Raw genomic sequence first — 26,723 nt, 5'->3', positions numbered from 1 at the left:
CTAGCCGAGGGCTTGCCACCAGGGGTCGAGCGGAGGCGGATCGTCGATGTCGATTCGTTCCCCGGGGCGGGGAACGGCGATGGTGACGTCGTGTGCCTTGGCCTCCCGCCAGGCTCGCTCGGCCGGTTCGTTCCAGGCGTGCATCGCCAGCCGGAAAGTGGCCCAGTGCACCGGAATCAGCAGGCCGCCCCGCACGTCCAAATGAGTGGCGACGCCCTCTTCAGGCGTCATGTGGATGTCGGGCCAAGCCGGGTGATACGCGCCGACCTGAACGAGCGTGGCGTCGAAGGGGCCGTAGCGCTCACCGATTTCCCGGTACCCGGCGAAGTAACCGGAGTCTCCGGTGTAGAACAGCCGCCGTCGCGGTGAGGCGATGATCCACGATGCCCAAAGGGTGTTGTTGCGGATGAACGCCCGGCCCGAGAAGTGCTGGCCGGGCGCCGCGGTGATGCGAAGTCCGGAGATCTCGGTGCCGTCGTGCCAATCCAGCTCGATGATCCGGTCGGCGGGCACCCGCCAGCGCCGCAGATGCGCACCGACACCGAGCGGCACGATGAACGGAGCCGTCTGGGTGCGGGTCAGCGTGGCCACGGCCGTGTGGTCCAGGTGGTCGTAATGGTCGTGGGACACGATGATCGCGTCCAGGTGCGGCAGTTCTTCGAGGCGGTGCGGGGGCTCGTGGAGACGGCGTGGCCCGACGAGCCGGGACGGTGAGACGCGCCGACTCCACACGGGGTCGATCAGCACGCGGACCCCGTCCAGTTCGACCAGTGACGACGAGTGCCCGTACCAGGTGACGTGCAACCCCTTGTCCGGGTCGTCGCCGCGCCGAGGGACCAGCGGGACCGGGCCGGACGGCCGCCGCCGCTGTTTACCGAACAGCATCTCGCGCAGCAACCCGCCGCCGGCCTGCGCGGTGGGTGCGAGGGGCGGCGCGAGGTTGCGGAAACGTCCGTCGCTGAACTGCGCCGACCGCTCGAGCAGCACCGGATCGGGCTTGCCACCCAGAGCCAGCGGTATCTCACGCACCGCCCATGCGAGCGCGCCCAGGATCGCCAGCGGCGCGTACAGCCGTCTTGTCGCCATGCCGGGACAACGCTGCCGAGCCGCCAAAAACTCCCGCCGCCTCCGTCACCCTCGACGGACACGCTGTCAGTTCAGCGGAGCCAGTGGGCCGTTCGGGTTCGCCGGAGTCAGGCAGCTGGACGGGAAGTCGACCAGGGAGCAGTCGGCCGGAGCCTGCACCAGCCGGTAACCGGAAGGAACACCGCCGTCACCGGTCACCTGGCGGTAGGCCGCGACCCCGCCGGTCGGCCTGCGGGTCAGCGAGGGATCGGTCAAAGCGTCCACTGTGTACAGTCCGAACCGCGGCCGGTAGCTGCCCCACTCGTAGTTGTCGGTGATGCTCCAGTAGTTGTAGCCGATCACGTTCATGCCGTCGGCTTTCGCCCGCTGCAGCCAAAAGATCGAATCCCGAAGCGCCGCCTCCCGCGTGTAGCCGTCGTCGCGCGGCTTGCCGTTGTCGGTCGGCATGCCGTTTTCGACCACATACAACGGAAGGCCCGGGTAGCGCGCGGCGTAGTAGCGCAGCGCGTAGTAGATCCCCTCCGGCTGGAGCTTGATCTTCCAGGTGTCGCCGGAGATGCCGTTGACCGCGGTCAGGTTGTCCAGGCTGAGGCCGTAGTAGTAGTCGAGGCCGACGAAGTCGACCTTGTCCTTGATCCGGTCCATGATCACCAGATCGGTCAGCGGGTTGAAACCGGAATAGAACGCCTGGTTGCTGGTGACCTTCGCGGCCGGATCGGAGGCGTGGACGAGGTCGTAGACGCGGCGGTGTGCCTGGACGACGTCGGACTGCCACTGCGGGATCTGGAGCGGGTCGAGCGCGCCGATCCTGAGTTCCTCGGTGAGGAACGCCACCGGTTCGTTGAAGGTCACCCACAGCACGCCGAGACCGTGATAGCGCCGCACGACAGCGCCGGCGAAGGCGACGAAGTCGTCGACGGTCTTCGGGGCGGCGAACCCGCCCTGGTCCGCCACCCAGCCGGGATACACCCAGTGCGAGAGCGTGATCATCGGCGTCATCCCCGCGTCACGGATGTGGGCCACCACGTCGTCGTAGTAGGCGAGTTCGGTCTCGTCCCACACTCCCGGCCGGGGCTCCACACGCGCCCACTCCACGCTGAAGCGGAAGGTGGTGACACCCATCTGTCTGGCGAGCCGGATGTCTTCGGCGTAGCGGTGCCGGAAGTCGACCGCGTTGCCGTAGGGATCGACGCCCGACGTCCTCGCCACATAGCGCGACCAGTTGCTGTCCGGGGCGGTTCCTTCGGACTGGAACCCGGCCGTGGCCACGCCCCAGTAGAACGTCCTCGACCAACTGTCCGCGCTCGCGGGTTGGGCTGTCATAGGGACAACAAGAAGACCGGTCAGCACGGTCACCAGGACCCGCAGGCCGGCACGGCGGAGTCGAACGAAGTATTTGGTGTTGATCACGCTGGGTCAACGAGTGAATGCGTTCCGCGTTACCGTCTCGTCTCAGAGATGAGCCAGTCGAGGTACTCGGCGCTTCCGCCTTCGATCGGGGTCACGATGATCTCGGGGACGTCGTAACCGTGGGCCGCCTTGATCGCCTCCACCAGGGGCGTCACCCGGTCGGCGGCGGTCTTGATCTCCACGCGCCATTCGGTGTCGGTCCGCACTTCGCCCTCCCATCGGTACACGCTGGTCACCGGACCGACGATCTGGGCACAGGCGCCGAGCTTCGCCTCGATCACCTTCGCCGCCAGTTCCCGCGCTCCCTCTTCACTGTCCGTTGTGGACGAAACAATCACAGGTGACATGGACCGAATTTAGACAGCCACGCGAAGCGTGTCCGTTGTGGGTGACGGTGCGGGCTGGCCAGCGGCGCGCCGCGCCGCCATCAGCCAGGTGTGATCAGCCGTGTGCCGGGTAGCCCGAGGGAAACGCAAGAGAGCGAGGAGGAGTGATGGCCGAGACGGTTGGCGACTACCTGTTGGAAAGGTTGCGGGACTGGGGTGTCGAACAGGTCTTCGCCTACCCCGGCGACGGTATCAACGGAATCGTCGCTTCCTTCGGCAAGGCGGACAACCAGCCACGATTCGTCCAAACCCGGCACGAGGAGATGGCGGCCTTCTCGGCGGTGGGATACGCGAAGTTCAGCGGCAAGGTCGGGGTGTGCATGGCGACCTCGGGGCCCGGCGCGATCCACCTGCTCAACGGCCTTTACGACGCGAAACTCGACCACGTTCCGGTGGTGGCGATCGTCGGGCAGACCGCCCGTAGCGCGATGGGCGGCAGTTACCAGCAGGAGGTCGACCTCCAGCCGCTCTACAAGGACGTGGCTTCGGAGTACCTGGTCGAGGTCAATGTGGCCGAGCAGTTGCCGAACGCGCTGGACCGGGCGATCCGTACCGCCATGGCCAAGCGGGCGCCGACCGCCCTGATCATTCCCACGGACCTCCAAGAGGAGGAGTACAGCCCGCCCAAGCATGTCTTCAAGCAGGTTCCGTCGAGCCCGCCGAGTGTCCCGCACCCCGTGGTGATCCCGCCGGACGACGAACTGGAACACGCCGCCGATGTGCTCAACGCGGGCGAGAAGGTCGCGATCCTGGTCGGGCAGGGCGCCCGGAACGCGGCCGCCGAAGTGCGTGAACTCGCCGAGCTCACCGGGGCCGGCGTGGCGAAGGCGTTGCTGGGCAAGGACGTCCTGCCCGACGACCTCCCCTACGTCACGGGTTCGATCGGACTGCTGGGCACGCGCCCGAGTTATGAGCTGATGCGTGACTGCGACACGTTGCTGATCGTCGGGTCGAACTTCCCGTACACGCAGTTCCTGCCGGAGTTCGGCAAGGCCCGCGCGGTGCAGATCGACATCGACGGGGGCATGATCGGGATGCGGTACCCGACCGAGGTCAACCTGGTCGGCGAAGCGAAGGGCACGCTGCGGGCGCTCCTGCCGATGGTGCGGCGCAAGGAGGACCGCGCCTGGCGCGACAAGATCGAGAGCAACGTCGCCGGCTGGTGGGAGGTCATGGAAAAGCAGGCGATGCTCGACGCCGACCCGGTCAATCCGATGCGTGTGGTGTGGGAACTGTCCGAGCGGATTCCCGAAAACGCGATCGTCACCGCCGATTCCGGTTCCTCGACCAACTGGTACGCCCGCGATCTGAAGTTCCGCGGCCGGATGCGCGGATCGCTGTCGGGCACCCTGGCGACGATGGGACCGGGAGTGCCGTACGCGATCGGCGCCAAGTTCGCCGCCCCGGACCGTCCGGTGATCGCGCTCGTCGGCGACGGGGCCATGCAGATGAACGGCCTGGCCGAACTGCTGACGATCAGGCGGTACTACCAGCTCTGGACGGACCCGCGACTGGTGGTGTGCGTCTTCCACAACAACGACCTGAACCAGGTCACCTGGGAGCTCCGGGCGATGAGCGGCTCGCCGAAGTTCGAGGAGTCCCAGGCACTGCCGGAGTTCTCCTACGCGGAGTTCGCGCGGTCGGCCGGTTTCGAGGCGGTCGCCGTCGATTCGCCGGATCAGCTCGGCACGGCGTGGGACCGGGCGCTCGCGGCCGACCGGCCGGCGCTGCTCGACGTCCGGTGTGACCCCGAGGTGCCGCCGATCCCGCCGCACGCGACCTTCGAGCAGATGAAGTCGATGACCGAGGCGGTGCTCAAGGGCGATCCCCACGCGTGGCACCTGATGGTGCAGGGGGCCAAGACGAAGGCGGAGGAGCTCCTGCCGCACTGATCACTGGCCTCGGTTGGGGTGCCGAGAAAGGTGAGGAAGGTGGCTTTACTACGGATGATCCGTAGTAAAGCCACCTTCCTCCATAACAAGGGGTGTTAGGCTGTCCTCATACTGAGTTGTCGTCTACATATGAAGACGGTGCTGATGGAGATAGCCCGTAACTTGCGCGAGCGGATGAGCGACGGCGTGCTGTCGTTCCCCCTGACTCCCTTCACGGACAGCGGCGAACTCGACCCCGCCGCGTTCCGCGCTTACATCCGGGGCCAGCTCGAAGCCGATCCCGCGGCGGTGTTCGTGGCCTGCGGGACCGGTGAGTTCTTCTCGCTGGCGCTCGACGAATACGCCGAAATCGTGCGCATCGCGGTCGAGGAGACCGGCGGCCGGATGCCGGTGGTCGCCGGGGTGGGCTACGGCTGGGCGATCGCCAGGCAGTACGCCGAGCGAGCGGCGGAGGCGGGCGTGGACGCGGTCCTCCTCATGCCGCACTATCTGGTCAAGGCGCCGATCGACGGCCTGGTCGAACAGGTGCGCAGGGTCGCCGAAGCCACCCCGTTGCCGGTGATCGTCTACCAGCGTGACTATGTGCTCTTCGATGCCGCGTCCGTCGCTCTGCTGGCCGAGATCCCCACCGTGATCGGCCTCAAGGACGGCCACGGCGACCTCGACCGGTTACAGCGGATTCGCCTGGCCGTCCCGGACGATTTCCTGTTCTTCAACGGCGTCGCGACCGCCGAGATGCAGGCTCGCGCCTACTCCTCGATCGGCATTTCCGCGTACTCCTCGGCCGTGCACGCCTTCGCGCCCGAGATCTCGCGGGCGTTTCGCACCGCCCTGTTCGCCGGCGACCATGCCCGCGTGGACGAGCTCCTGCGCGGGTTCTACCAGCCGTTCTCCGACCTACGGGACCGTCGCGCCGGCTATGCCGTGTCGCTGGTGAAGGCCGCCGCACGGCTGCGCGGCCTGCCGGTGGGACCGGTTCGCGCGCCGCTGGTGGATCCGACGGCCGAGGAGCTCACGACGTTGAAAGCCTTGCTGGACACCGGTTTGGACCTGGTCTGAGGAGCGCGATGTCCCCGATCGCCGAAGTGCGCGTGACGCCGATTCTGATCTCCGACCCGCCGCTGTTGAACCTGCAGGGCGTACACCAGCCGTACACGCCGCGCACGATCGTCGAAGTGATCACCGAGGACGGCGCCGTGGGACTCGGCGAAACCTACGGTGACCTGGACTATCTCAGGCTGGCCGAAGCGTTCGCGCCGAAACTGACCGGAAGCGCGCTGACCGTCAACGGCCTGGGCCCGCGGGTCGCCGCATGCACCCGGCAGGTCGGGGCGGAGCGCATCGACAACACCGTCCAGGCGGAGGGACTGCGCGGCAGCCGGACCCTGGCGAAGATCGCGGCCGCCGTCACCTCGGCCTTCGAGGTCGCCATCTTCGACGCGCTGGGGCGTGAACTGGGCGTGCCCGTGCACGCACTGCTCGGCGGCAAGGTGCGGGACGCCGTGGAATACAGCGCCTATCTCTTCTACCGCTGGGCCGAGCACCCCGAGCCGGACGAGCCCCGGGACGGCTGGGGCGCCGCGCTCGACCCGGCAGGCGTTGTGGCACAAGCGAAACGGATGGCCGACGACTACGGCTTCACCTCGTTCAAGCTCAAGGGCGGGGTTTTCGAGCCCGCGCAAGAGGTCGCCGCCATCCTCGCGCTGCACGACGAATTCCCGGAACAACCACTCCGGCTCGATCCGAACGGCGCGTGGTCGGTGGAAACCAGCCTGGAGGTCGCCGCGCGGCTGGACGGTGTCCTCGAATACCTCGAAGACCCGACGACCGGCACCGCCAACATGGCCGAAGTCGCTCGCAAGTCCGCGCTTCCGCTGGCCACCAACATGTGCGTGACCGCGTTCGACGAGATACCCGAAGCGTTCCGCCTCGACGCGGTCCAGGTGGTGCTGTCCGATCACCACTACTGGGGCGGGCTGCGCGCGACGCAGGACCTGGCGGCGATCTGCCGGACCTACGGCGTCGGGTTGTCCATGCATTCCAACACGCACCTGGGGATCAGCCTGGCCGCGATGACCCAGGTCGCCTCGACCGTGCCGTCCCTCGACTATGCCTGCGACACCCACCGTCCCTGGCAGACCGAAGACGTGATCACCGAGCCGCACACCTTCTCCGGTGGGTTGGTGAAGGTGTCGGACGCGCCGGGTCTCGGCGTCGAACTCGACCGGGACTCTCTGGCCGCACTGCACCAGCGGTGGCTCGACAGTGACGTCCGGCGGCGCGACGACGCCGCCGCCATGCGGCGGGTCGACCCCGCCTGGACGGCCCCGGGGTTCCCGCGCTGGTAGCGGGGTGTGCCGCGTGAGAGGCACGGCTGGAGAACAATGTGTCCATGGAAGAGCAGCCGAAGGGCGTGCGCGACGTGAAGTCGGCGGCGCGGACGGTCGAGGTCCTCGAGGTCCTCGGTGGCCTCGAGGGACGGCCGATCGGACTGCGCCCGCTCGCCGAGCGGATGGACGTGCCGAGAAGCAGCCTTTACGCGCTGTTGCAGACGTTGGTCAGCCGCGGCTGGGTGCGCACCGACGCCACCGGATCCCTCTACGCCATCGGCGTCCGCGCCCTGCTGGTCGGCACTTCCTACATCGACGGTGACCCGTGGCTGGCCGTGGTGAAGCCGCGTTTGGACGCGCTGGCGGAGGAACTCGGCGAGACCGTCCACTTCGCCCGGCTCGACGGCGCGGACGTCGTCTACCTCGCGACCCGCGAATCGCGCCACTACCTCCGCCCGTTCAGCCGGGTCGGGCGGCGGCTGCCCGCCTACGCGACGTCGCTGGGCAAGGCCGTCCTGGCCGAGCGGACGGACGCCGACGTGGAAAAACTCTTACCCGCCGACCTGCCCGCGCTGACCGAGCACACCCTCGACCGGCCAGGCCTCCTGGCCGACCTCGCCGCCGTGCGCGAGCGCGGTTACGCCGTCGACAACGAGGAGGGCACGATCGGCCTTCGCTGTTTCGGGGTGGCACTGCGCTACGAAATGCCGGTGGTGGACGCGATCAGTTGCTCCACGCCGATCGCCCGCCTCACCCCCGAGACAGAGCGAGTCATCGTCGAAGCGCTCGGCCGGGCCCGTGACGCCATCGAGCGATCCGCCCCGGCGCCGGCGGTCGCTTGGCGGTGAAATCGCGCCGCGTGCCGTGCCGGCCGCGTATCGTGGTCGGGCATGGAGGACGACCGGGGGACGCCGCCACTTCCCCTCCCGATCCCGGCGCCGATGGACCGGCTGCTGCCGGACCCGAGCGTGCCCGAGTCCCAGCGGTTCTGCTCCTCGTGTGGCACCCCGGTCGGGCGCGACGGGCGTGACGAGGGCTACTGCCCGCAGTGCGCCCAGCGATATTCGTTTTCACCGGAACTACGGCGGAACGAGGTGGTCGGCGGCCGGTACGAGATCGCCGGCGTCCTGGCGCACGGTGGGCTCGGCTGGCTTTACCTTGCCGGGGACCGCACCGTGGCCGAACGCCTTGTCGTCCTGAAGGGCCTCATCAACAGCGGTGACGAGGAAGCGCTCGCGGTGGCCGTCATGGAACGGCGGTTCCTCGCCGAACTCGACCATCCCAACATCGTGTCGATCCTCGACTTCGTCCCGGCGCCCGACGGCGGCGGCTTCATCGTCATGGAGTATGTCGACGGACTGTCGCTTCGCGCGGTGAAGAATCTTGCCCGCGAGGGCGAGGGCCTGCGGGTCGAGCACGTCATCGCCTACTTGCTTGAGGTGCTGAAGGCACTGGCGTACATGCACGGTCTCGGCCTGACCTACGGCGATCTCAAGCCGGACAACGTGATGGTCGGCCCGCGCGGCGTCAAGTTGATCGACCTCGGTTCGGTCCGCGCGTTCGACGACCGGGACAGCCCGATGTACGGCACTCCCGGCTATCAGGCACCCGAAGTCCTCGAAACCGGGCAGACGATCCATTCGGACCTCTACGCCGCCGGGCGGATGCTCGCCGAACTGGCACAAGCGAGCCCCGACTGGTTGGCCCGTCCGCGGCAGGAGCCGGAATCCGGGGGCATCGAGTTCGGCATCGAATCGCTCCGCCGCGTGATCAACCGCGCCACCGCGGACGTCGAACGCCGCTTCGCGTCGGCGGACGAAATGGCCGGGCAACTGCACGGGGTGCTGCGCGAGATTCTCTCCCTGCGAGACGGACAGGCCCGCCCGGTGACACCGACGGTCTTCGACGAGACCACCGCCGCGCTCGACGGTGGTTTCGGCCGGGTGCCGTTATCGGCCAGGTCCCGGCGTCTCGCCGGCCTGCCGGACGACGACGAAATCGCCGCCGGGCTCCCCGGCGCGCACGGTCCGGTACTACAGACCTGGCAACGCGGACTGACCCGTTTACAGGACGGCGATTTCGCGGCCGCGGCCGAGGAATTCGCCACCGTGTACGACCTGACTCCGGCCGAAGCCGCGCCCAAGCTCGCGCTGGCGCTGTGCGCCGAGCACCAGGGCAGGTACCGCCGCGCCCAATGGTTCCACAACGCCGTCTGGCAACGGGACCGTCTGGCCGCGGCGGCCTTCGGTCTTGCCCGCCTGGCCCTGCGCGACCGCCGCCGTGCCGACGCGGTCGCGATCCTCGACGAGGTGTCCGCGCCGCACCACCGCCTGGCGGCCGTCGCCGCGATTCGTGTCCTCACCTCCCGCACGTCCGGTGAGCCTTCGGCGGACGAGCGGACTTCGACGACGATCCGGCTCGCCGCCCTGGATCTGGACAGTGGGTCGAAGTCGGAAATCGCCGACGAATCTCTGCCTTTCGTCGTGCGCCGGTACGCGGTGCCGTACCCGAACTGGCGGAAGATCCCCGAGTTCCAGGTCACGGTCGACCAGAACAGATTCCTCTCCCGCGCCGACGAGGAAATGCACGCGCTCATCACGGTCACCGCCCCACGTGAAAAGTTTCCCCGGCGCGCTCGTCGCGATATCGGCCTCTCCGTGACGACCGCGCCGGGCAGCCAGATCCTCTTCCTGAAACAGGTCTTCCCGGAGGTGAAGGACCTTTACGGGGCAGAGGTTTTCCCGCTGGAAAGCTGGCAGGCCGGTGAAGAGCGCCATTACCACCTGTGCCTGGCGATCGACCCGGCCTCCCATCCCGGCCCCGCGGTCGCCGCGGTGCACGTGGGGGCGGACCGGCGGGGCGGATGGCTGCGGTACAGCCAGGACGTGCCCATCCTCGTCGAGCGCGTGGACGATGTCGCGCTGACGAACCGGATAGATCCGAAGGTCGCCGCCTATTCCGGGCAAAGCGAACTGAGCGAGACGCTGGACGCGGCGTGGACCGCCTACGACAACGGCGATCTGAACAGCGCCAACGTCCAACTCGGACGCGCGGTCGCGTTCGCCTTCGCCAGCGACGATCAGGGCATGCTGCGGCGGCTGCGGCGGGTCGTCGACATCACCGACTTCGGCACGGGAAAGGTGCGGATCAAGGAACCGTTGCTGCGCCGCGACTTCTTCCACGCGCCGGGAGAGTTTTCCGGCGCCCTGAGGGGTGCCGCGAGCCGGCCCATGGCGAGCAGCATGCGCCTGCGGTCCGTTCGAACCGGGCGCGGCTCGGTCACGGTGAGTTCGCGGATGAGACGCCGCCGCGCCGCCGGATCGGACCGCGTGTGCGAGAACTGCCACGGTATCGCGCCCCACGCGGCCGCGTTCTGTGTCCACTGTGGAGAACCACTCGGCGACGTGCTCGGTCCGCGCCGCACGCGGGTCTGGTGTCCCGACGACGATCCGGCGCAAGCCGGGGTTGCCACGCGAGTGGCCTTCGCGGTGACCAAACCGGACGACGCCGGCTTCGACGTTCCACTGGCCGAGCAGGTCCGCCTGCGAATCCTGCTCGAAGCACCCGGCGCCGTGGTCAAGCCGGTCACCCGCGTCGCGATGCTGGAGGTCGACCGCACGACCGGGCCCGTCGAGTTCGAAGTCGTCCCGGCGGCCAGCGGCCCGTTGCCGCTGACCTTCCACGTCTACCGCGACCGGGACGGCCAGCCGCTGCAAGAGGTCAAGGCTGAGCTGCCGGTCGGGGAGGAGGCCGCGTGGCGCGCGAGCTGACCACGGAGATCACCTTCGACCACACGCACCAGATGCGACGGGTCCGCGAATACGGCTACAACCGGGAACGCACCATCTACCTCCGCTTCACCCGGGAATCCAACGGCGAATCGTTCTTCGTGCAGGCCTGGGGAAGCGCTTTCCCGGAGGACGGAGGAGGTGGTTACCAGGGCCGGATCGCCAATACCGGGCGCTCGGTCGAGGCCGCGATCGACATCGTGCGGTCCGAATGGCAGCGGCAGGTGGTCGACTACCACGAACTCGTCGACGGCCGCAAACGTCATCCCTTCGTGGACAGCGTCGACCTCGCCGGTGCGGCCGACCGGCAGCACCTGGAAGCGATCGGCATCGAGCTGGCCAGGGCCGGGGACACGCTGTTCTGGGCGTTGTTCGGCGACCCCGGTATGGAGGAAATCACCACCTTGCTGCGCGGGGCACTGCGGGCCGGTGAGCACGTGATCACGGCGGAGTCCGACACGCTGTTCGCGCCGTGGGGCCTGCTTTACACCTCGCCGAGGGAGGACGAGCGGCTGGTGGGCCCGGGTGCGGGCTGGTCGATGGACGGTTTCTGGGGTTACCGGCATCTGGTGGAACACAACTTCTCCCGCACGCCGGGCTTCGACAGCCGGATTCATGTGCGCGGCGGCCAGGTGATGGCCGGGCTCAACGTCGACCAGGGTGTCGACGAGGAACATCCGCCGACCCCGTTCATCGCGCCGGTGATCAGGTTCTTCCGCGAACGCACCACCACCGTCGTCCGCGCCAGCAAGGACGAATTGGCGCACGCGCTCACGGCATCGCCCTTCGACGACCACATCACCTACTTCGGGTGCCACGCCGAAGTCAGCGGCGCCGGTGGCGGGCAGCCCGAACCGCCGTACCTCGCACTGGGCGACAAGAAGCAGATCCGCGGTGTCGAACTCATCGGCTGGCTTTCCCAGCGCCACGGGCGTCTCCTGCCGAACCGGCCGCTGGTGTTCGTCAGCGCGTGTCAGGGCGGGCAGCTCTGCTCACGCTTCTACGGCGCGTTCGGACGCGATCTGCTCCAGCACGGCGCGCGCTGTCTGCTGGGGCCGCAAATCGACTTACCGAGGATGTTCGCGGCCGAATACACCACGCGGTTGTTCTCCGCACTGCTCGAACCCGGGACCAGGCTCGGAGACGTGGTCCGTGCGCTGGCACGGGAATTCGCCGACGACCATCGCAATCCGCTCGGCCTGATCTTTTCCCTCTACCGGGGGCTGGATGTCCACTTCGGACCCCGGGACGCGTGGTGAACCACGTACTGGTCGATCTGGACTCCAACGGCGATCTGACCGACGAGGGCAAGGCGGTGCCCCCGGCCGCGGTGCCCGGTTTCCTCGCCGAACGGCTGCACGTGCCCGACACCGCGACCGACATCGTCGTCTTCGTCCACGGCTGGCAGAACAACCGGCACACCGCGGAAAAGCGCGCCGGGCGCTTCTTCACGCTGCTGGAGGAGACCTACCGGGCGCAGCGTGAACGCTATCCCGCGATCGGCGCGTGGTCCGGGCACTACGTGATCGTCCGGTGGCCGTCGACGAGCAGCCCTTTCCTGCGCGGCTACCGGCGCATCCGGGACCGCGCGCACGCGATGACGACCACGGGCCGGGCGGCCGAGGTGCTGGCCCAACTCCTCGGTTATCTCAACGAGACGCGACGGCTCCCCGCGGGCCCGCCGACCCTGCGCACCTCGGCGGGCCAGTACCTGCACTGCGTGGGTCATTCGTTCGGTGGGCGGTTCGTGGTCGAAGCGGTACAGGCCGCGGCGGACCGGCCGACGGTGCTGGGCTGGCACCGCGCCGATCCGCGTTACCCGTACACAGTCGACACCCTGCTGGTGTTCCAGATGGCCGCGTCACCGGACATCTTCGCCGGACGGTTCGAGCGGATCCTCCACTCCGCCCCGATCAACGGTCCAGTCGTGCTCACCCGGTCCACCGCGGACCGGGCGACCGGGCTCTGGCACCGGCTCGCCGAAGGGACCCCGGGCATCGGGCACGCCGGCGCACGCGTCCCCGCGGAGCACATCGGCGAAGTCGACCTCCGCGCCCCCGGCGCCCTCTACCGTCACGACGAACTGGACCACCGCATCGTCAACGTCGACGCGGGCCGGGTGTACCGGCGGGGCCGGTGGTGGAATCCGGCCGGCGCGCACTCCGACATCGCCCACGCCGAGTCCGCACATCTCCTGCTGTCGCTGGCCGACCTTGCCCGCTGAAGTGGAGGAAGGGACGTTTACTACGGATGAACCGTAGTAAACGTCCCTTCCTCCCAAACGAGACGCGTCAGCCGGTCTTGGTTCGTTCCTCGAACCGGCCGACGCGCCAAACCAGCGACGCGATCACCCAGACCGCCACGAACACGCCGATCATCACGAAACCGACATCGTTGAGATCGAGGTTCGCGATCGCGGCGAGCGGGCCCGAGGTGATGTGGAACTGCTCGGCGAGCACGGAGATCACCTCGATACCGCCCACCAGGAGCGCGACGAGGACCGACAGCGCGGTGACCGTGAAGTTGTAGAAGATCTTGCGCAGCGGCCGGGAGAAGGCCCAGCCGTAGGCGAAGTTCATCAGCCAGCCGTCGGCCGCGTCGAACAGCGTCATCCCGGCCGCGAACAGCACCGGCAGCACCAGGACCGCATACCAGGGCAAGGTGGACGCGGCCACCCCGCCGGCCAGCGCCAGGAGGCCGATCTCGGTGGCCGTGTCGAAACCGAGACCGAACAGGACGCCGACCGGATAGCTGTGCCAGGGCTTTCGCACCGCGCGCGTGGCGCGCCCGAGGACGCGGTTGAGCAGACCGCGCCCGGCCAGCTTGGCCTCCAGTTCGGCGTCGTCGAACCCGCCCGCGCGCATCTTGCGGAACACCTTGACGATGCCGGCCAGCACGACCAGGTTGACCAGCGCGATCAGGCACAGGAACAGGCCTGCCACGGAGGTGCCGATCAGGCCGGTGACGCGGCGCAGGCCCGACGAGTCGTCCTCGAGTTGTCCCGCGAGCGCGCGCACACCGAGCGAAAGCAGCAGGGACAGGACGAACACGACGGTCGAATGTCCGAGCGAGAACCAGAAACCGACCGACAGCGGCCGTTGCCCGTCGGTGATGAGCTTGCGGGTGGTGTTGTCGATCGCGGCGATGTGATCGGCGTCGAAGGCGTGCCGAACGCCGAGGGTGAAGGCCGTCACCCCCAGCCCGATCTGGGAGGCGACGAAGACCGTCAGCACCCCCCAGCCCAGGACGTTGAGGAACACGATGGCCGCCGCGACGCCGGCGATGGCCACGCGGTCCTGTCTGCTCAGCGTCCCCACATCTGACAGGATAATCAGATGAACAGGTTTTTTTCCATATACCGGTAACGGGTATGATGAAGAGAACTCCAGCACGAAGGTGGGCAGGAAAATGGCGAGCTACAGCGCGGAGAAGGACGCCTACCTCAAGCGCCTGCGCCGGATCGAAGGGCAGATCCGCGGGCTTCAACGGATGGTCGAAGAGGACAAGTACTGCATCGACATCCTGACCCAGGTCTCGGCGGCCACGAAGGCACTCCAGTCGTTCTCGCTCGAGCTGCTCGAGGAGCACCTGGCGGGGTGCGTGGTGGACGCCGCCCGGACCGGCGGCCGCGAGGCCGAGGTCAAGGTGCGCGAAGCGTCCGACGCGATCGCCCGGCTGGTGAAGTCCTAGTCCTGGTTTGGTCCAGACCTATTCGCGTGGTGACTTTTCCTCCGGCGCAACAGTGGAGACCGTCCGCGACCGCGCGGTAACGCGTTCCACCGGGCCGTCCCTCCACGTTTGGCCTGACGGGCCCCGGGCATCCCTTGAGCATGAATCCGGCTCTGCTACCGAATGTGGCGCGAGGACATGTGAGTGTCCTGGGAGACACCCTCAGCGCACTGGAACGGCAGGCCGGAAGGCTGACCCGATGGGGAGCGACCCTCGCCGAGCGACTGAGCCAGGGTCAGCGTGTGCTCACCGCGGGCAACGGCGGATCCGCCGCGGAGGCACAACAGTTCGCGGCGGAAGTGGTGGGCCGCTATCACGATGATCGCGCGCCGTTGTCCGCGATAGCGCTGCACCCGGACACTTCCAGCCTCGTCGCGCTGGGCGACGAGTACGGGTACGACTACGCCGACGTCTTCGCCCGGCAGGTGACCGCGCACGCCCGTCCGCACGATGTCGTGGTGCTGCTGTCCGCGAACGGGCGCAGCCACAACCTGGTACGCGCCGCGGAGGCGGGGATCCGGGCGGGCGCGACCGTGTGGGCGATGACAGGCTCCTGCCCGAACCCACTGGCCAACGTCGTCGACGATGCCCTGTGCCTGCCCGGCACCGCCGCCACGGTCCAGGAGGCGCACCTGGTCGCGGTGCACATCCTGGCCGCGACATTGGAATCCGCGCTGGCGGCGACCCGCGCGTCCTGACGCCCACGGCCACGATCGCGAGACCGGTCCGCCCGAATTGTCAGACCCCACCCCTATGCTCGAACTCATGTTCGACGACAGCCCCACCACCTCCACGGTCCGGCCGTGGCAGCGGATCATTGCCGTACAGGCGTCTGCTCTGGATCGAACCGTCCCGCTTGCGGATCTTCAGCACGCTGGGCCGGTCCGCTCGGGCCAGGCGCGCACCCGCGATCACCGCTTCCCGTTTGCGTTCATGATGGGAGATCACTCGCTCCCCGTGCAGCACGTCCCACCCGCCGAGCAGCGGGGCGACCCAGTACACCTGGCGTGCCATCTTCCGGCTCCCTTCCCCTGAACGTCTGTTGCGATAGTGCAATATGTATCACTGATGGTACATCGATGTGGCGCCGTCGGCACGCGTTGACGAGGGTGAAGGCATGAGTGGACGACTGGACGCGGGCAAGCTCTACGCGGCGCTGGACGCGGAACGGCTGGCGAACGGGCTGTCATGGCGGCAACTGGCGGCCGACGCGGGCGTGAGCACCTCCCTGGTCAGCCGGATGGGCAATGGTCACCGGCCCGATCTCGACGGTTTCATCGCGTTGGTGCAGTGGCTCGGCATGCCCGCGGAGACCTTCATGATCTGGCCGGAGGGCGGACGCCCCCGGCGCAAGCTGTCGCTGGAGGCGCAGCTGGCGCCCCTCCTGCGCGCGCAAGAAGAACTCGCCGAGGAAGACCGCCGGCATCTCATCGACATGGTCAACATGACCGTCCGGCACTTCAGAGCCCGGAAGACCAAAGGAGGTTGAGGTGTCCCTGCGACGGGGCTTCAGGAAGCTGGCGCGGGAAATCACGCTCGAGGTGCGGGACGAACTGGGCGTCGGCGTGTTCGCCCCGCTGGACCCGTACGCGCTGGCCGAGCTCTACGGCATCGAGGTGCTGGACACGTCCCACCCGTGCCTGCCACCGGAATCCGTCCGGCACTTCACCGAGAAGCGGCCGCACGTGTTCTCCGGCGCGCTCGTCCCGCTACGGCCCAGCGGCGCGCTCATCATCGAAAACCACGTGCACCATCCGAGACGGCGGCGTGCCACCATCGCGCACGAGATGGCGCACGTGCTCCTGGAACACCCGTTCGGCCTCACGTTGACCGATGCCGACGGCTGCCGGGCCGTGGCGCCCGAGATCGAAGAGGAGGCCACCGAACTGTCCGGTGAGCTCCTGGTCCCCACCGATGCCGCCCGGCTGGCGGCTTTCCGCCGCTGGTCCGACCAGGCGGTCGCGACGCATTTCCGGGTCAGCCTGCGGATGGCGCGGTGGCGGATGAACGTCACGGGCGCCCGCAGGGTCGCCGCCCGTACCTGGGGAAAACGTCTGCGTGCCCACGCCGCGTCCGCCTGACCGCCGGGACCGCGAGCGAGCAGGTCACACTCTCCCTCAGGTCACGACTTGGTCGCCGGCTGCTGGTCGCGACCGCTCTCCGGCTGCGCGCCGGGCGTCCCGCCCGCGAACAACTCGGTGACAGCGCGGAGACGAAGCCGTTCCAGCCGCGCGACCTGACTGCGCCCGCCCGCGATCAGTTCGTCCAGGCGGCCGGTGTCGAGCCTCCGGTCGTCCGCCGCGCGCACGCGCAGGCATCGCCAGGCGGCAAGCTTGCCTTCTACGGCCACACGCATGGCTTCCAGTTCGACGACCCGGCTCAACGGAGACCGCGAGACGACGCGACCGTTGAGCTTGAGGCGTCCGAGCTTCTCGACGCCCCAGGCCGCCCAGATGCCGAGCCACCGCACCGGCTCGTCCAGCGCCGCCATGATCTCCATCAGGGCATCACGGTCGGCGGTGACCTCGTCCGCCAGCCGCTCCAGTTTGCCGTTACCCGCCCACTCGCCTTCGGCGCGGGCAAGCCTTCGCGCCAGTTCCACACCCGCCATCGCGCCGGCCAGGTGATCGTTGAGGTAGATCCCGAGGAGTGTGCGGCCCATACCTCAGTGAATACCCGTCGCCGGACAAAATCAATCACCTGCTACCCTCGGCGGCTCCCTTCCGCCCGGACGCCGCGCCGCCTCACCTCGCCACCGTCCGTCCACGGAGCCGCGCGTCCCCACTGCTTCGGTGCGCGGCCGTCGCTTCCGGACGCGAACGGCTGTGGTGCTTTGTGGACACGCCTCACCACCGCGGCTCCACCGCTCGGCAATCGCATCACGACTGTCCACTGTGGTCAGATCGCCGACCTGGTGTGACCGTAAGGATTCCCCGCGCGTCTTCGGTGGATTCACCGGGCAATGGTTGCCGCACGCACGGTCACCGCACCGACGTCGTCGCGGCGCTGACATTTGGCCAACAACTGCCCGCGGCCCCGGGGTGAGCGGGCGGCCGCCTCCGGGAAAGCGCTCTCACCGGAGGTGATCGCGGAGTATTCCGTACACCGCGACGATCCGGCATCATGGACGTGATCGCCCGGCTCACTCCGGGCGGGAGAGGGGCACCGAGGTGACCATCGACGCGACGACGCACCTGCAATCGGAGCTGATCGACCTCAGCACCGTGCCGCTGCGCGCCCTTGCCCGGCTGTCCGGCGCCGACCTGGACGAAGCCATCCGAGCGACCCTCGCGGCCGCGGCACGCGGCGGGGACGAACGGCAGGACCAGAGAGAGGATCCCGGGGTGCGTGCGGCGAAAACCGCACGTTCATGACCGACGCGATCACCCCGGGTCTCGAACCGCTGCGCCGCCACACGCTCGCCCTCGACGTCTTCGAGCGGGCCTGCCGTGGTCCGTTGCCACCCGACGACCTGTCCGCCCAGTTCGCCGCCCAGTACAGCAGACGAAAACTGCTGTTGCGGACGCTGCTCGACCGGCTCGGTACGAACACGTCCGCGCTCGGACCGTTGCCGGACGCCGGAGCGACGTGGCACATCCTGGCCACGGCCGAGGAACGCGCGCCCGGCATCGTCGGGGACGTGCTGATGTATCCGCCCGTGGGCGCCTGGGTCACCAGGATGATCCGGCGTCTGCTCGGCGCGATCGACGACAACATTCCACTGTGGACAGAGTTGGGCTATCTGCATTCGCTGACCGCCGCCGTCGCTTTCCGCGCGGCAATCCCGTTTTCGCTCGGCGTTCCGGTGCTGTTCGGTGCGGTGAACCTGCCGACGGTCGGTCAACTCCGGCTTCCCGGCCGCTTTCCCACCGGTGTCGCGAGCCTGGAGCACGACCGTGACGGCCTGCACGTGCGCTCCGGCGTGGACCGGGTCACCCTGTCCTCGGACGAGGAAACGGCGTTCTTTCTGCCCACCCGGTCACAGGTCTGTGTTTCCGATCACGGAGTTCTCCGATTCCGCTTCGACGACACCGATCCCTACCGTGAATTCACTTCGCCCCGGCCACCCCGGCGCGTCGACCACACCGAATTCGCCGAGTGGGACAAACTGTTCGCCGAGGCTTGGGACCTGTTGAGCGCGCACCATCCGCGCTATGCCACCGAACTGGCGTCCACCCTCGCCATGCTCGCTCCCGCGAGTGCCGGTCACGCCCTGTTCGCGGCGTCCTCCCGAGCGGCCTTCGGCGGGATGCTGGTCTCGCCCAAATCGTCCGCCGCGCTACTCGCCGAGGTGCTGGTGCACGAACTTCAGCATTCCAAGTTCAATGCCCTGCTCGATCTCGTTCCCCTGCTGAGGGACGAGGGAGACGAAACGCTGTACGCGCCGTGGCGGGACGACCCGCGCCCCGCGGCCGGCCTGCTGCACGGCATCTACGCCTTCACCAGCACCGTGGAGTTCAACCAGACCCACCGGAACCAGGCGAGCGGGCCGGAGGCCAGGCTGGCCGAGTACCTTTTCGCCCGGCGCAGAGCACAGGTGCGCGAGACCATCGAAATCGCCCGTGACCTGCCGGAACTGACCCGGCCGGGCCGACGGTTCGTCGACCTCGCGGACGAGCGGCTGGCACGGTGTGAACAGGACCGGATCGACGACGGCATGGCGGAGGTGGTGGCCCACCTCAACGCGGGCCACCGGGCCGGCTGGCGATGGTGCCACCACGACTTCGCCGCCGACGAGGTCGAGAACCTCACCGCCGGCTTCCTCCGGGGAGCCGAGGCCGGCGGGCTGCCCCGGCCCACGGTCGTCCCGCACCGCCGGGAACCCGGCTCCACCTGGCGGTTCGCCTTGCTCAAGCTGAAGGTGCTCGACCCGGCCGGTTTCGCCGAAGCCGGGCCCGTCCCGCCGGCGGACCGCGCCTTCGCGGCAGGCGACCACCACACCGCCGCCATCGGCTACCGAGAACGCATCGCGACCGATCCCGGGGACAGCCAGGCCTGGATCGGTCTCGGCCTGGCGCTGCGGGTGCTCGGTGACCGTGAAGCCGCCGACGGCATCCTCGGTTTTCCCGCCCTCGTCGTGGCGATCCACGAGCGCATCCGGGCCACGGTGCCCGGACCCACGCCCGATCCGGCCGCCCTGGCGGGATGGCTGGGACGCGGGACCCCTACATCTGCATAGTGTCGGTGTCGCAGTCCGCTCGGACCATGCGCGCGGCCGCGAGCGTCGCCGGGTGATCGGAGCCCAGCACCTCGCGGAACGAGTTCGTGGTCTTGGTGTGCAGGATCGCGGCCTCGTCGGCCCGGCTCAACTGGTTGAGGTCCAGGGAAAGGTTCAGCGCCACCGCGAGAGTCACCGGGTGGAGCGCGCCGAGCACCCGCTCGGACCGCTCGAGCGTGTCCTGATCCAGCTCACCGGCCTCGACCACCCGGCCGAGCGCCGCCAGGTCGCTGGCCAGGTTGGCCATGGAGGTCAACGTGTACGGGTGGTCGGCGCCGAGGGTGTCCCGCAGGGTCTTGGAGACGAAATCGTTCAGCTCCTGCGCGGCGTCGAGCTCGCCGAGCAGGCGGAGCGTCACCGCGAGGTGCGTTCCGGCGATCAGCGTGAAGGGATGCGTCTTGCCCCTGGCCTCGCCGAACATCCGGTAGCTCCACTCGCCCAGCTCCTTCGAGCGCGCGAGGTCACCGAGGTGACGATGATCGATGGCCAGCCCCATCGTCGCGGTGACGGTGTTGCTGTGCTTCTCCCCGGACTGGTGGAGATAGCGGTCGCGGGCCTCGGCGGCGAGTACCAGGCCCTCCTCGTAGCGGCCCGCCTTGCGGACGGCCACCGCGAGGTTGCGGAGCACTCCGACGGACGTGGGGTGGTCCTCACCACGGATTTCCCGGTACCTGGCCAGGATCTCGCGCTGGAGTTCGGCGGCCTCGAGGTACAGCCCACATTCGCGCTGGTCGATGGAGAGAGCGCAGTAGGACATCAGCGTGGCGGTGTGGTTTTCGCCCAGTGTGTACGTCCTCCGGCGGGCGGTGTCCTCGTCGAGGTCCCGCGCGGTGAAGTAGTTCCCCACCAGGCGGTAGGAACTCGCCAGGTTGGACGCGAGCCGGAGGGTTTCCGGATCGTCTTCGCCGAGGATGCGCACCCCTCGTTCGTAGACTTCCCGCTGCGCGGTCAGCTCCTGCTCGAAGAGGCCCTGCGCCCGGAAGTCACCGGCTACCGCGTCGCCCATCCGGATGAGGCTTTCGTCGTCCTCGCCGACCGTCGCCCGCAGGCGTTCGTAGGTCCGCGCGTTGAGCGTCCTGGCCTCCTGCACCATGCCGAGACGGCTGAGCGCGACCGCGTAGAGACGCGCCATGTCCAGCGTGTCGGAAGCGTCCTCCCCCAGGGTCTCCTGCCACGCGGCCAGCGCCTGGCTCGCCGCGTCCCGCGCGCCGTGGAAGTCGCCGCTGCTGATCAGGTACCGGACCAGGTTGGTGACCAGTTGCTTCACCCACGGGTTCGTGCACCGGTTGGCGGCCGAAGCGTTCGCATGGGGCAGCAGCTCCGCGTAACGGCGCCAGTTCGCCGTGCTCTCCGGGTCGTTCGGGTCGCCGTTGGTCAGCAACAGGTGCACGGAATGGCGCATGTCGCCGTGTTCGGGTTCGTGCAGCTGTTTCTTCAGCACCGCCTGCACCAGCCGATGCAGCTGGAGCGTGTTGTCCCGGTAGTCGATCTTGGCGAGGCTGTACCGGCTGATCTCCCGGATGGCGCGGTTGAGCTTGATCGGATCGCTGAAGGCCTCGTGCAGCGCCTCGGGCACCGGAGCGTCACGGGCACCGGCGAACACCGTCCGGGAAATCGGCTCCGGACCGAAGAACGCGCAGAGCTGGAGCAGTTGCAGGGCGGCCGGATGATCGGTCCGCAGCCGCGCCAGCGGCACGTTCCAGGCCGCCGCCACCGGGAGCTGGTAGTCCGCGGGCGCGCCGGTTTCCAGCAGTTCGGTGCGGTTCTCGTCGAGCAGGCGGACGTACTCCTCCGCTTGCATGCCCGTCTGGGCGCGCCAGGACGCGGCCTGTTCGATGGCGAGCGGAAGGTCACCCAGCGCGGCCGCCAGTTGGTCGGCCTCCTCCTCGGTGAGCTCCCCGCCACGGCGGCGCAGCAGTTCCTTGCTCTCGGCGCGGCTGAACAACTCGACTTCGACCGTCCTGGCCACACCGGCCCACTGCGAGTTGCGTGAGGTGACCACGATGTGCCCGGAGCCCGCGGGGAAGAACGGGCTCACCACATCCGGGCGGTCGGCGTTGTCGAAGACGAGCAGCCAGCGCGAATGCGGTTCACCCTTACGCAGTGCCTCGAGCACCGCGGGCACTGCGGCGTCCGCCGAACCGGACTCCGGCAGGCCGAGCTGTTTGGCCAGATCCACCAGGCTGGTGCGGATCTGCGCGGAATGCTCGGCCGGTATCCACCACACCACGTCGTATTCGGAGGCATGCTGGTAGATGTATTCCACCACGGTCTGCGACTTGCCGACGCCACCCATTCCGTGCAGCGCCTCGGGCAGCACCGCGGTGGTCCCCGGCGTCATCAGCCTGCGGCGCAGTTGTTCCAGAAGTTCGATGCGGCCGACGAAATCGGGATTCCGCAACGGAATCTGTCCCCAGATCCGCGGCTGGCTTCCCGCGCTCCGGCTCTCGCTCATCGCGGAGGGACCGGGACTGGTCAAGGTTCCTCCCCCGGTTTTGCTCTGAGCGTCACCATCGGAGGATACGGAAAGCTGAGTCGTGGTCACAGTAGCCTCTTCACGCCCCTCGGGGGCCGGTCCAGATTGATCAACTATCTTTACCGTATCGGTCGGCGCCGAGCTACCCAGCCTCCGCCGGATACGGCGGCTACGCCGGGAATATCGCCCGGACAGGGCACGGAAAACGGCTTCCTGCACTCGAAGGTGGGGCGTGTTCCGCTCGGAGGGTTCGGGGAGATCCGTGCCGTCGGGGTCGGACAGCGCCTCCCGGAAGTTGCGCAGTATCGCCGAGGCCCGGCCGTACTCGCTGATGATCCGCGCGACGCGCACGGTGTTGTCACGCCGTTCGGTGGACAGCAGTTCTTCCCTGACCCCGTCGTGGAACTCGTAGGCGACCTCGTCCGGATCGTCCGCGTTCCCGCCCGGCGCCCGCCGTAACAGACCGCCCAGCATGATCTCGGCGAGGGCGGACAGACCGGCGCTGGGCAGCAGTACCCGCTGCACCAGTTTCATGGTCGGGATGTTGAGCGGCGCCGCGGCCAGCAGCCCCGCCAACTGGAAGGCCTGGACCGACGCGATGGTGCGGAAGCGCAGGACCTTCTCGTGGGCGCTGGGCGCGGCCACCGGTTCCCGCTCTTCGAGGTCGGCGTCGAGGACCGCGTCGGGCCGGGCGAGCACCGCGGTGGTCTCGACCCAGCCGATCCGGCTCCCGGTGACCAGGCCCGCCCAGGCGGTGAACCACTCCGGCGCCAGCGCGAGCACGGGCACCGCCACGGCGTCTCTCGCGATCCGGCCCTCCGTCCGCACCCGCAGTTCGCCGTTGGCCATGCCCGGCCTCGACGAGCGGAGTTTGACGCGATGCGGCGAAACCCCGCTCCAGTGCCACAGTTTCTGGGGCAGGGTTTGGACCATCGCCAGCGGCATCTTCGCGGCCAGGCGCGCCACCCAGCGGGTGGCCACCCCGCTGCGCCACGCGTCGCCGACCGCGTCGGTGAGGACGAGCACCACCCGCCGGCCGGTCGTGTCGATCAGATCCCGCCGGCTCAGGGGGGTGCCCGCCGGTCCTTCGCCGCGCAGGGTGAGTTTGCCGTCGTCGGGGCGGCCGCAGTCGAAAAAGCACGTCCGTACCGCGCGGAACGCGCCCTGCTGTTCGAGCATCGCCCGGAACTGGGAAACGGTGTGCGACCAGATTTCCATCGACGCGCTGGTGTCGATGACCAGCACCAGTTCGAAACGGTGCCACGCGGCGGGCCGCCACACCGGTATCCACATCTGGTCGCGCGCCGCGCGGTCCGCCGTCGCTTCTTCGTCCAGTTCCGTCCGCCACGGCGAGGGCGAGGACTTGTTGAACGGGCGCAGGGCACGGGCGATCAGGCGTGCGTCCGGCAGCGCGGGCGTCGACGGCCACGCCAGTGGCGCGGTTTCCCGGCCGGAGCCGGGCAGCAACGCGGCCGGCCTGGCCTGTTGTGCCGTGCCGACCGGCCAGTTCTCCGGCTCGCCGGGACGATCGGTGAATTCGCTTTCCCGCGCGGTTTCCGTGACCTCGGTCGCGGTGCTTCCGGCCTCCGGTGGAGGGTCCGCGACCCCCACGGTTTCCTCCCGCGGCGGGTGCTGGCCCGCATCGGGCTCCGCGTCGGACTCCGGATCGGTGCCGGCGGGCGGCTCCTGAGCCTCGGGAGCGGACGGGGGCGCCAGCGATTTCGCCAGCCACAGCACGTCCCGGAGTTCGCGCCAGTCCAGATCGGCGGTGGACAGGCGGTCGACGGGCCGCTCCGCCTGCTCGAAGTAGCGGGCCACCACCGAATCGGCGGCAGCGGCGGCGGGCCACGGGCGTGGGTTCAAAGCCCACCCGCCGAGGACAGCGGATGCCAGATCGCCTTGAGCAGATCCTGCCATTCCTCGTCGGTCTGGTAGGCACCCGACGTGGCCAGTTCCGCGGCGAGGTGGACGGCGTTGAGCAGCTGGTCGGAGGCGAGACCGCCGACGGCCTCGCTGCGTTCCAGGAATTCGCCGATCAGCCGGGCCACGTCCACCCGGTCGGCAGGCCCGAACTGCGCCTTGACCATCGCACCGAGTTGTTGTGCCGTCGGCGGTTCGATGTGCAGGTTCAGGCAACGGCGCAGGAAGGCGGGCGGAAAGTCCCGCTCGCCGTTGCTGGTGATGATCACGACCGGGAATTCGCGGCACCGCACGAAGCCACCGGTGATCGCCGCGGAACCGCCGCGGTCGGCGGTCAGCACCGTGACCTCCGGCTGCCGTCGGGCGATCCGGACCAGCTCGGGGATTTCGTATTCGCCGTCCTCGAACACGTTGAGCAGATCGTTCGGCAGGTCGATGTCGCTCTTGTCCAGCTCGTCGATCAACAGGACCCGGGGGCGCGCGTGCGGCAACAGCGCCGTGCCCAGGGGGCGGAGATGCACGTAGTCCCCGATGTCCGGCGGCACGCCGTCCTCGCGGCTGCCGGCGTCCTGCACCCGGCCGATCGCGTCGTAGAGGTAGAGCCCGTCCTTCAGGGAGGTCCGGGAGGTGATCGGCCACCGGAGCACCGGCCCGAGTCCGAGCTCCCGCGCGATCAGGTAGGCCAGGCTGGACTTGCCGGTCCCCGGACGGCCCGTCACCAGCAACGGACGGCGCAGGTACAGGGCGGCGTTGACCATCGCGAGCTCGTTGCGGTGCGGTACCCGGTTCCCGCGCGTCGTCCCCAGCCTGCGGTCGAACTCGCTCCGGTCTTCCGACGGTTGCTCCGCGAGTGGGCCCTCCGGAGCGCCGTCGCGGTCGAAACGGCGCCACGGCGGCGGTTTCGGCAGCGACGGCAAGGGATCCGACGGCCAGCCCGTCCCGTGGTAGACGCGCCATTCCGGCGGGGTGTCGGCGCTGAAGGTCATAGGACGGGCTCCGGCGGCGCGACGTTTCTGGGTACCACCAGCCGATCGGGGTCATCCCACAGGATCGTCACATGATTGCCCACGTGGTCGGCCCCCTCCGCCAAGGCGCTCGCGCGCACCCGCCGGGCGCGTTGCGGCACGTCGCCCGGACCGTCCTGATGCAGCAGCGTCTCGACGATTTCGATGAACTCCGCCGACTCACAGTCCTCGCGGTGCCAGACCATCACCGGTACGCCCGCCCGCAACCCGACCTGGACCTGGCCCGCGCCGAGACGGCCCACCTCCGGCGGGTCGCCGAGCACCAGCGACACCAGTTCCGGCTCCCGCTCGAAGATCGCGGTCAACTTCAGCAGATCGTCCGTTTCGGGACGGTGAGACGAATTCTTCGCGATCATCCCCTCGCCCCCGAGTTGTTCCTGGAGCTTTTTCCAGCGAGTGCGCCAGTGACCGTGCCATTTACCCGCCGTCATCCGGTCGAGGCTGCGGACGACCACCGGAAACCGGCAGCCGACCGGCTCCGGTACCGGTGTTTCGGTTTCCCACTGCCACCGGTCGACTTCCAGGTTCAGCAGTTCACGGGAGAGAATGAATTCGACGTGGATCTCCGGTTCGTACTGGGCCCAGTCCTCGGCCGCGGTCTCCACCAGTTCCGCGACCCGCCACCGGATCGCGGCGAGATCGCCGACGAAATCGGGGCCACGGTCGGGATGCCAGCCCGCGGAGATGTCGAGTTGCGCCCAGTGGCACAACCGGTAGTTCTCGCCCGTGGGGCCCTCCGGCCGCAACAACAGCACGAGATAGGCGTGCGACCTCGGCGGTGGCGCGGGCAGCGACTCGTGCGCGAACCGGCGGCGGACGGTCTGCAGTTCGGCGACGACGCCGAACCGGGTGGCTTGCTGATCGGCCCACCGGCGCAGCTCGCAGGCCAGCTCGAAGCGCACGCGGGTGGCCAGGTACTCGACGAAGACCAGCGGTTTCGGCAATCCGTCCGGCTGGGCGTTGAGCATCTCCAGGGCGAGGAAGACCTCGGGGAAGGTGGTCTGCCGCAGCAGTTCGCGGGACTCCGGGCCCGCCACGAACCGGTAGATGTCCCCGATGTCGGGAATGACCACGCCACGCAGCAGGTCGAACAACCGGTCGCGCTCCTCCTGCGGCCAGATCTCCAGCGCGGTCATGCTCCCGACGATGGCGCGGACCCGTCGCATCGGGTTCGATCCCTGCTCGACCCGGTCCAGCACCTCGACCAGGGTGGGCAGTCCGTCGAACCGCTGGCGGCAGGCGTCCACGATCGAGTAGACGTGGAAAACCGGGTTGGCGTGCTCCTCGATGGGCAACCGGGCACCGAGTTCGTCGGCGAGCATGCGGACGATGAGGTTACGTCCGGAGAGTTCGGCCAGGCAGGACAGTCTCTGGAGCGCCTCGACCAACGGCCAGAGCAGGTCCTGGCCGGGGTTCGGGCCCTCCGCGGTCCCCATGCGCGGCTCCCTTTCTCGTGACAGTCA

22 protein-coding genes are annotated in these 26,723 nt (G+C 68.7%); 13 read left to right on the top strand and 9 right to left on the bottom strand.

Annotated features, from left to right (window positions below; translation table 11 throughout):
• The 3 genes from ACFSXZ_RS18470 to cutA all read right to left on the bottom strand — a co-directional run bounded on the left by ACFSXZ_RS18470 (position 1) and on the right by cutA (position 2,843).
• Positions 1-1,086 carry an MBL fold metallo-hydrolase gene (locus tag ACFSXZ_RS18470; RefSeq protein WP_378266259.1) on the bottom strand — a complete coding sequence of 362 codons (1,086 nt, stop codon included), beginning with the start codon at positions 1,084-1,086 and terminating at the stop codon, positions 1-3.
• A 66-nt stretch (positions 1,087-1,152) separates the two neighbouring features.
• Positions 1,153-2,409: a glycoside hydrolase family 1 protein gene (locus ACFSXZ_RS18465; RefSeq protein WP_378266258.1), complete on the bottom strand. Its 1,257-nt coding sequence runs from the start codon at positions 2,407-2,409 to the stop codon at positions 1,153-1,155.
• Between the two features lie 116 nt (positions 2,410-2,525).
• Entirely contained in the window at positions 2,526-2,843 is a 318-nt protein-coding gene (gene cutA / locus ACFSXZ_RS18460; RefSeq protein ID WP_378266257.1) for a divalent-cation tolerance protein CutA, read from the bottom strand.
• A gap of 146 nt (positions 2,844-2,989) precedes the next feature.
• On the opposite strand from cutA, the gene ACFSXZ_RS18455 reads away from it, so the two are divergent.
• The 7 genes from ACFSXZ_RS18455 to ACFSXZ_RS18425 all read left to right on the top strand — a co-directional run bounded on the left by ACFSXZ_RS18455 (position 2,990) and on the right by ACFSXZ_RS18425 (position 13,116).
• A complete protein-coding gene (locus ACFSXZ_RS18455; protein ID WP_378266256.1) occupies positions 2,990-4,774 on the top strand; it encodes a thiamine pyrophosphate-requiring protein in 1,785 nt (594 codons plus the stop codon).
• A gap of 129 nt (positions 4,775-4,903) precedes the next feature.
• Positions 4,904-5,833 carry a 5-dehydro-4-deoxyglucarate dehydratase gene (locus ACFSXZ_RS18450; protein ID WP_378266255.1) on the top strand — a complete coding sequence of 310 codons (930 nt, stop codon included), beginning with the start codon at positions 4,904-4,906 and terminating at the stop codon, positions 5,831-5,833.
• Between the two features lie 8 nt (positions 5,834-5,841).
• Positions 5,842-7,122, top strand: coding sequence for a glucarate dehydratase family protein (locus ACFSXZ_RS18445; RefSeq protein ID WP_378266254.1), 1,281 nt, complete (start codon positions 5,842-5,844; stop codon positions 7,120-7,122).
• 44 nt (positions 7,123-7,166) lie between these two features.
• Positions 7,167-7,952, top strand: coding sequence for an IclR family transcriptional regulator (locus tag ACFSXZ_RS18440; protein ID WP_378266253.1), 786 nt, complete (start codon positions 7,167-7,169; stop codon positions 7,950-7,952).
• A gap of 42 nt (positions 7,953-7,994) precedes the next feature.
• Entirely contained in the window at positions 7,995-10,874 is a 2,880-nt protein-coding gene (locus ACFSXZ_RS18435) for a protein kinase domain-containing protein (protein ID WP_378266252.1), read from the top strand.
• On the top strand, positions 10,859-12,151 hold the full coding sequence (locus ACFSXZ_RS18430) for a CHAT domain-containing protein (RefSeq protein WP_378266251.1): 1,293 nt from the start codon (positions 10,859-10,861) through the stop codon (positions 12,149-12,151). Before ACFSXZ_RS18435 ends, ACFSXZ_RS18430 begins: the two co-directional genes overlap by 16 nt.
• The gene (locus tag ACFSXZ_RS18425; protein ID WP_378266250.1) at positions 12,148-13,116 is read left to right on the top strand and encodes an alpha/beta hydrolase; all 969 of its coding nucleotides are present in this window, start codon (positions 12,148-12,150) and stop codon (positions 13,114-13,116) included. Before ACFSXZ_RS18430 ends, ACFSXZ_RS18425 begins: the two co-directional genes overlap by 4 nt.
• A gap of 67 nt (positions 13,117-13,183) precedes the next feature.
• On the opposite strand, the gene ACFSXZ_RS18420 is transcribed toward ACFSXZ_RS18425, so the two are convergent.
• Complete coding sequence (locus ACFSXZ_RS18420; protein WP_378266249.1) at positions 13,184-14,209, bottom strand: HoxN/HupN/NixA family nickel/cobalt transporter; 1,026 nt, start codon at positions 14,207-14,209, stop codon at positions 13,184-13,186.
• 91 nt (positions 14,210-14,300) lie between these two features.
• Between ACFSXZ_RS18420 and ACFSXZ_RS18415 the strand changes: the two genes are divergently transcribed.
• Together ACFSXZ_RS18415 and ACFSXZ_RS18410 are read left to right on the top strand one after the other, a co-directional pair.
• Positions 14,301-14,582 carry a metal-sensitive transcriptional regulator gene (locus ACFSXZ_RS18415; protein ID WP_378266248.1) on the top strand — a complete coding sequence of 94 codons (282 nt, stop codon included), beginning with the start codon at positions 14,301-14,303 and terminating at the stop codon, positions 14,580-14,582.
• 179 nt (positions 14,583-14,761) lie between these two features.
• Positions 14,762-15,319, top strand: coding sequence for a D-sedoheptulose-7-phosphate isomerase (locus ACFSXZ_RS18410; RefSeq protein WP_378266247.1), 558 nt, complete (start codon positions 14,762-14,764; stop codon positions 15,317-15,319).
• A gap of 40 nt (positions 15,320-15,359) precedes the next feature.
• On the opposite strand, the gene ACFSXZ_RS18405 is transcribed toward ACFSXZ_RS18410, so the two are convergent.
• Positions 15,360-15,635 carry a DUF2188 domain-containing protein gene (locus tag ACFSXZ_RS18405; protein WP_378266246.1) on the bottom strand — a complete coding sequence of 92 codons (276 nt, stop codon included), beginning with the start codon at positions 15,633-15,635 and terminating at the stop codon, positions 15,360-15,362.
• Between the two features lie 103 nt (positions 15,636-15,738).
• Here ACFSXZ_RS18405 and ACFSXZ_RS18400 point away from each other — a divergent pair, with 103 nt between their 5' ends.
• Both ACFSXZ_RS18400 and ACFSXZ_RS18395 read left to right on the top strand, forming a co-directional pair.
• Positions 15,739-16,110 (top strand): helix-turn-helix domain-containing protein, encoded by a 372-nt coding sequence (locus ACFSXZ_RS18400; RefSeq protein WP_378266245.1) that lies wholly within the window; start codon positions 15,739-15,741, stop codon positions 16,108-16,110.
• A gap of 1 nt (position 16,111) precedes the next feature.
• Complete coding sequence (locus ACFSXZ_RS18395; protein ID WP_378266244.1) at positions 16,112-16,702, top strand: ImmA/IrrE family metallo-endopeptidase; 591 nt, start codon at positions 16,112-16,114, stop codon at positions 16,700-16,702.
• 41 nt (positions 16,703-16,743) lie between these two features.
• On the opposite strand, the gene ACFSXZ_RS18390 is transcribed toward ACFSXZ_RS18395, so the two are convergent.
• Complete coding sequence (locus tag ACFSXZ_RS18390) at positions 16,744-17,283, bottom strand: hypothetical protein (RefSeq protein WP_378266243.1); 540 nt, start codon at positions 17,281-17,283, stop codon at positions 16,744-16,746.
• A gap of 508 nt (positions 17,284-17,791) precedes the next feature.
• Here ACFSXZ_RS18390 and ACFSXZ_RS18385 point away from each other — a divergent pair.
• Positions 17,792-17,995 (top strand): hypothetical protein, encoded by a 204-nt coding sequence (locus tag ACFSXZ_RS18385; RefSeq protein ID WP_378266242.1) that lies wholly within the window; start codon positions 17,792-17,794, stop codon positions 17,993-17,995.
• Complete coding sequence (locus tag ACFSXZ_RS18380) at positions 17,992-19,800, top strand: HEXXH motif domain-containing protein (protein WP_378266241.1); 1,809 nt, start codon at positions 17,992-17,994, stop codon at positions 19,798-19,800. Before ACFSXZ_RS18385 ends, ACFSXZ_RS18380 begins: the two co-directional genes overlap by 4 nt.
• Here the strand turns inward: ACFSXZ_RS18380 and fxsT are convergent.
• The 3 genes from fxsT to ACFSXZ_RS18365 are packed head-to-tail and all read right to left on the bottom strand — an operon-like array spanning position 19,787 to position 26,696.
• A complete protein-coding gene (fxsT, locus tag ACFSXZ_RS18375) occupies positions 19,787-24,178 on the bottom strand; it encodes an FxSxx-COOH system tetratricopeptide repeat protein (protein WP_378266240.1) in 4,392 nt (1,463 codons plus the stop codon). The two genes, ACFSXZ_RS18380 and fxsT, sit on opposite strands and share 14 nt — an antisense overlap.
• Complete coding sequence (locus tag ACFSXZ_RS18370; RefSeq protein WP_378266239.1) at positions 24,175-25,221, bottom strand: AAA family ATPase; 1,047 nt, start codon at positions 25,219-25,221, stop codon at positions 24,175-24,177. Before ACFSXZ_RS18370 ends, fxsT begins: the two co-directional genes overlap by 4 nt.
• Positions 25,218-26,696, bottom strand: a complete 1,479-nt coding sequence (locus ACFSXZ_RS18365) for a VMAP-C domain-containing protein (RefSeq protein WP_378266238.1) — start codon at positions 26,694-26,696, stop codon at positions 25,218-25,220. The genes ACFSXZ_RS18370 and ACFSXZ_RS18365 overlap by 4 nt, the downstream gene beginning before the upstream one ends.
• Positions 26,697-26,723: the final 27 nt, after the last annotated feature.

Source organism: Amycolatopsis pigmentata (genome assembly GCF_042684065.1).
Taxonomy (GTDB): Bacteria; Actinomycetota; Actinomycetes; order Mycobacteriales; family Pseudonocardiaceae; genus Amycolatopsis_E; species Amycolatopsis_E pigmentata.
This window is presented reverse-complemented; position numbering and strand designations above follow the sequence as displayed.

Coding starts and splice junctions, on each gene's coding strand:
- ACFSXZ_RS18470 (WP_378266259.1), bottom strand. CDS start 1,086: ATGGCGACAAGACGGCTGTACGCGCCGCTGGCGATCCTGGGCGCGCTC.
- ACFSXZ_RS18465 (WP_378266258.1), bottom strand. CDS start 2,409: ATGACAGCCCAACCCGCGAGCGCGGACAGTTGGTCGAGGACGTTCTAC.
- cutA (WP_378266257.1), bottom strand. CDS start 2,843: ATGTCACCTGTGATTGTTTCGTCCACAACGGACAGTGAAGAGGGAGCG.
- ACFSXZ_RS18455 (WP_378266256.1), top strand. CDS start 2,990: ATGGCCGAGACGGTTGGCGACTACCTGTTGGAAAGGTTGCGGGACTGG.
- ACFSXZ_RS18450 (WP_378266255.1), top strand. CDS start 4,904: ATGAAGACGGTGCTGATGGAGATAGCCCGTAACTTGCGCGAGCGGATG.
- ACFSXZ_RS18445 (WP_378266254.1), top strand. CDS start 5,842: ATGTCCCCGATCGCCGAAGTGCGCGTGACGCCGATTCTGATCTCCGAC.
- ACFSXZ_RS18440 (WP_378266253.1), top strand. CDS start 7,167: ATGGAAGAGCAGCCGAAGGGCGTGCGCGACGTGAAGTCGGCGGCGCGG.
- ACFSXZ_RS18435 (WP_378266252.1), top strand. CDS start 7,995: ATGGAGGACGACCGGGGGACGCCGCCACTTCCCCTCCCGATCCCGGCG.
- ACFSXZ_RS18415 (WP_378266248.1), top strand. CDS start 14,301: ATGGCGAGCTACAGCGCGGAGAAGGACGCCTACCTCAAGCGCCTGCGC.
- ACFSXZ_RS18405 (WP_378266246.1), bottom strand. CDS start 15,635: ATGGCACGCCAGGTGTACTGGGTCGCCCCGCTGCTCGGCGGGTGGGAC.
- ACFSXZ_RS18400 (WP_378266245.1), top strand. CDS start 15,739: ATGAGTGGACGACTGGACGCGGGCAAGCTCTACGCGGCGCTGGACGCG.
- ACFSXZ_RS18390 (WP_378266243.1), bottom strand. CDS start 17,283: ATGGGCCGCACACTCCTCGGGATCTACCTCAACGATCACCTGGCCGGC.
- ACFSXZ_RS18380 (WP_378266241.1), top strand. CDS start 17,992: ATGACCGACGCGATCACCCCGGGTCTCGAACCGCTGCGCCGCCACACG.
- ACFSXZ_RS18370 (WP_378266239.1), bottom strand. CDS start 25,221: ATGACCTTCAGCGCCGACACCCCGCCGGAATGGCGCGTCTACCACGGG.
- ACFSXZ_RS18365 (WP_378266238.1), bottom strand. CDS start 26,696: ATGGGGACCGCGGAGGGCCCGAACCCCGGCCAGGACCTGCTCTGGCCG.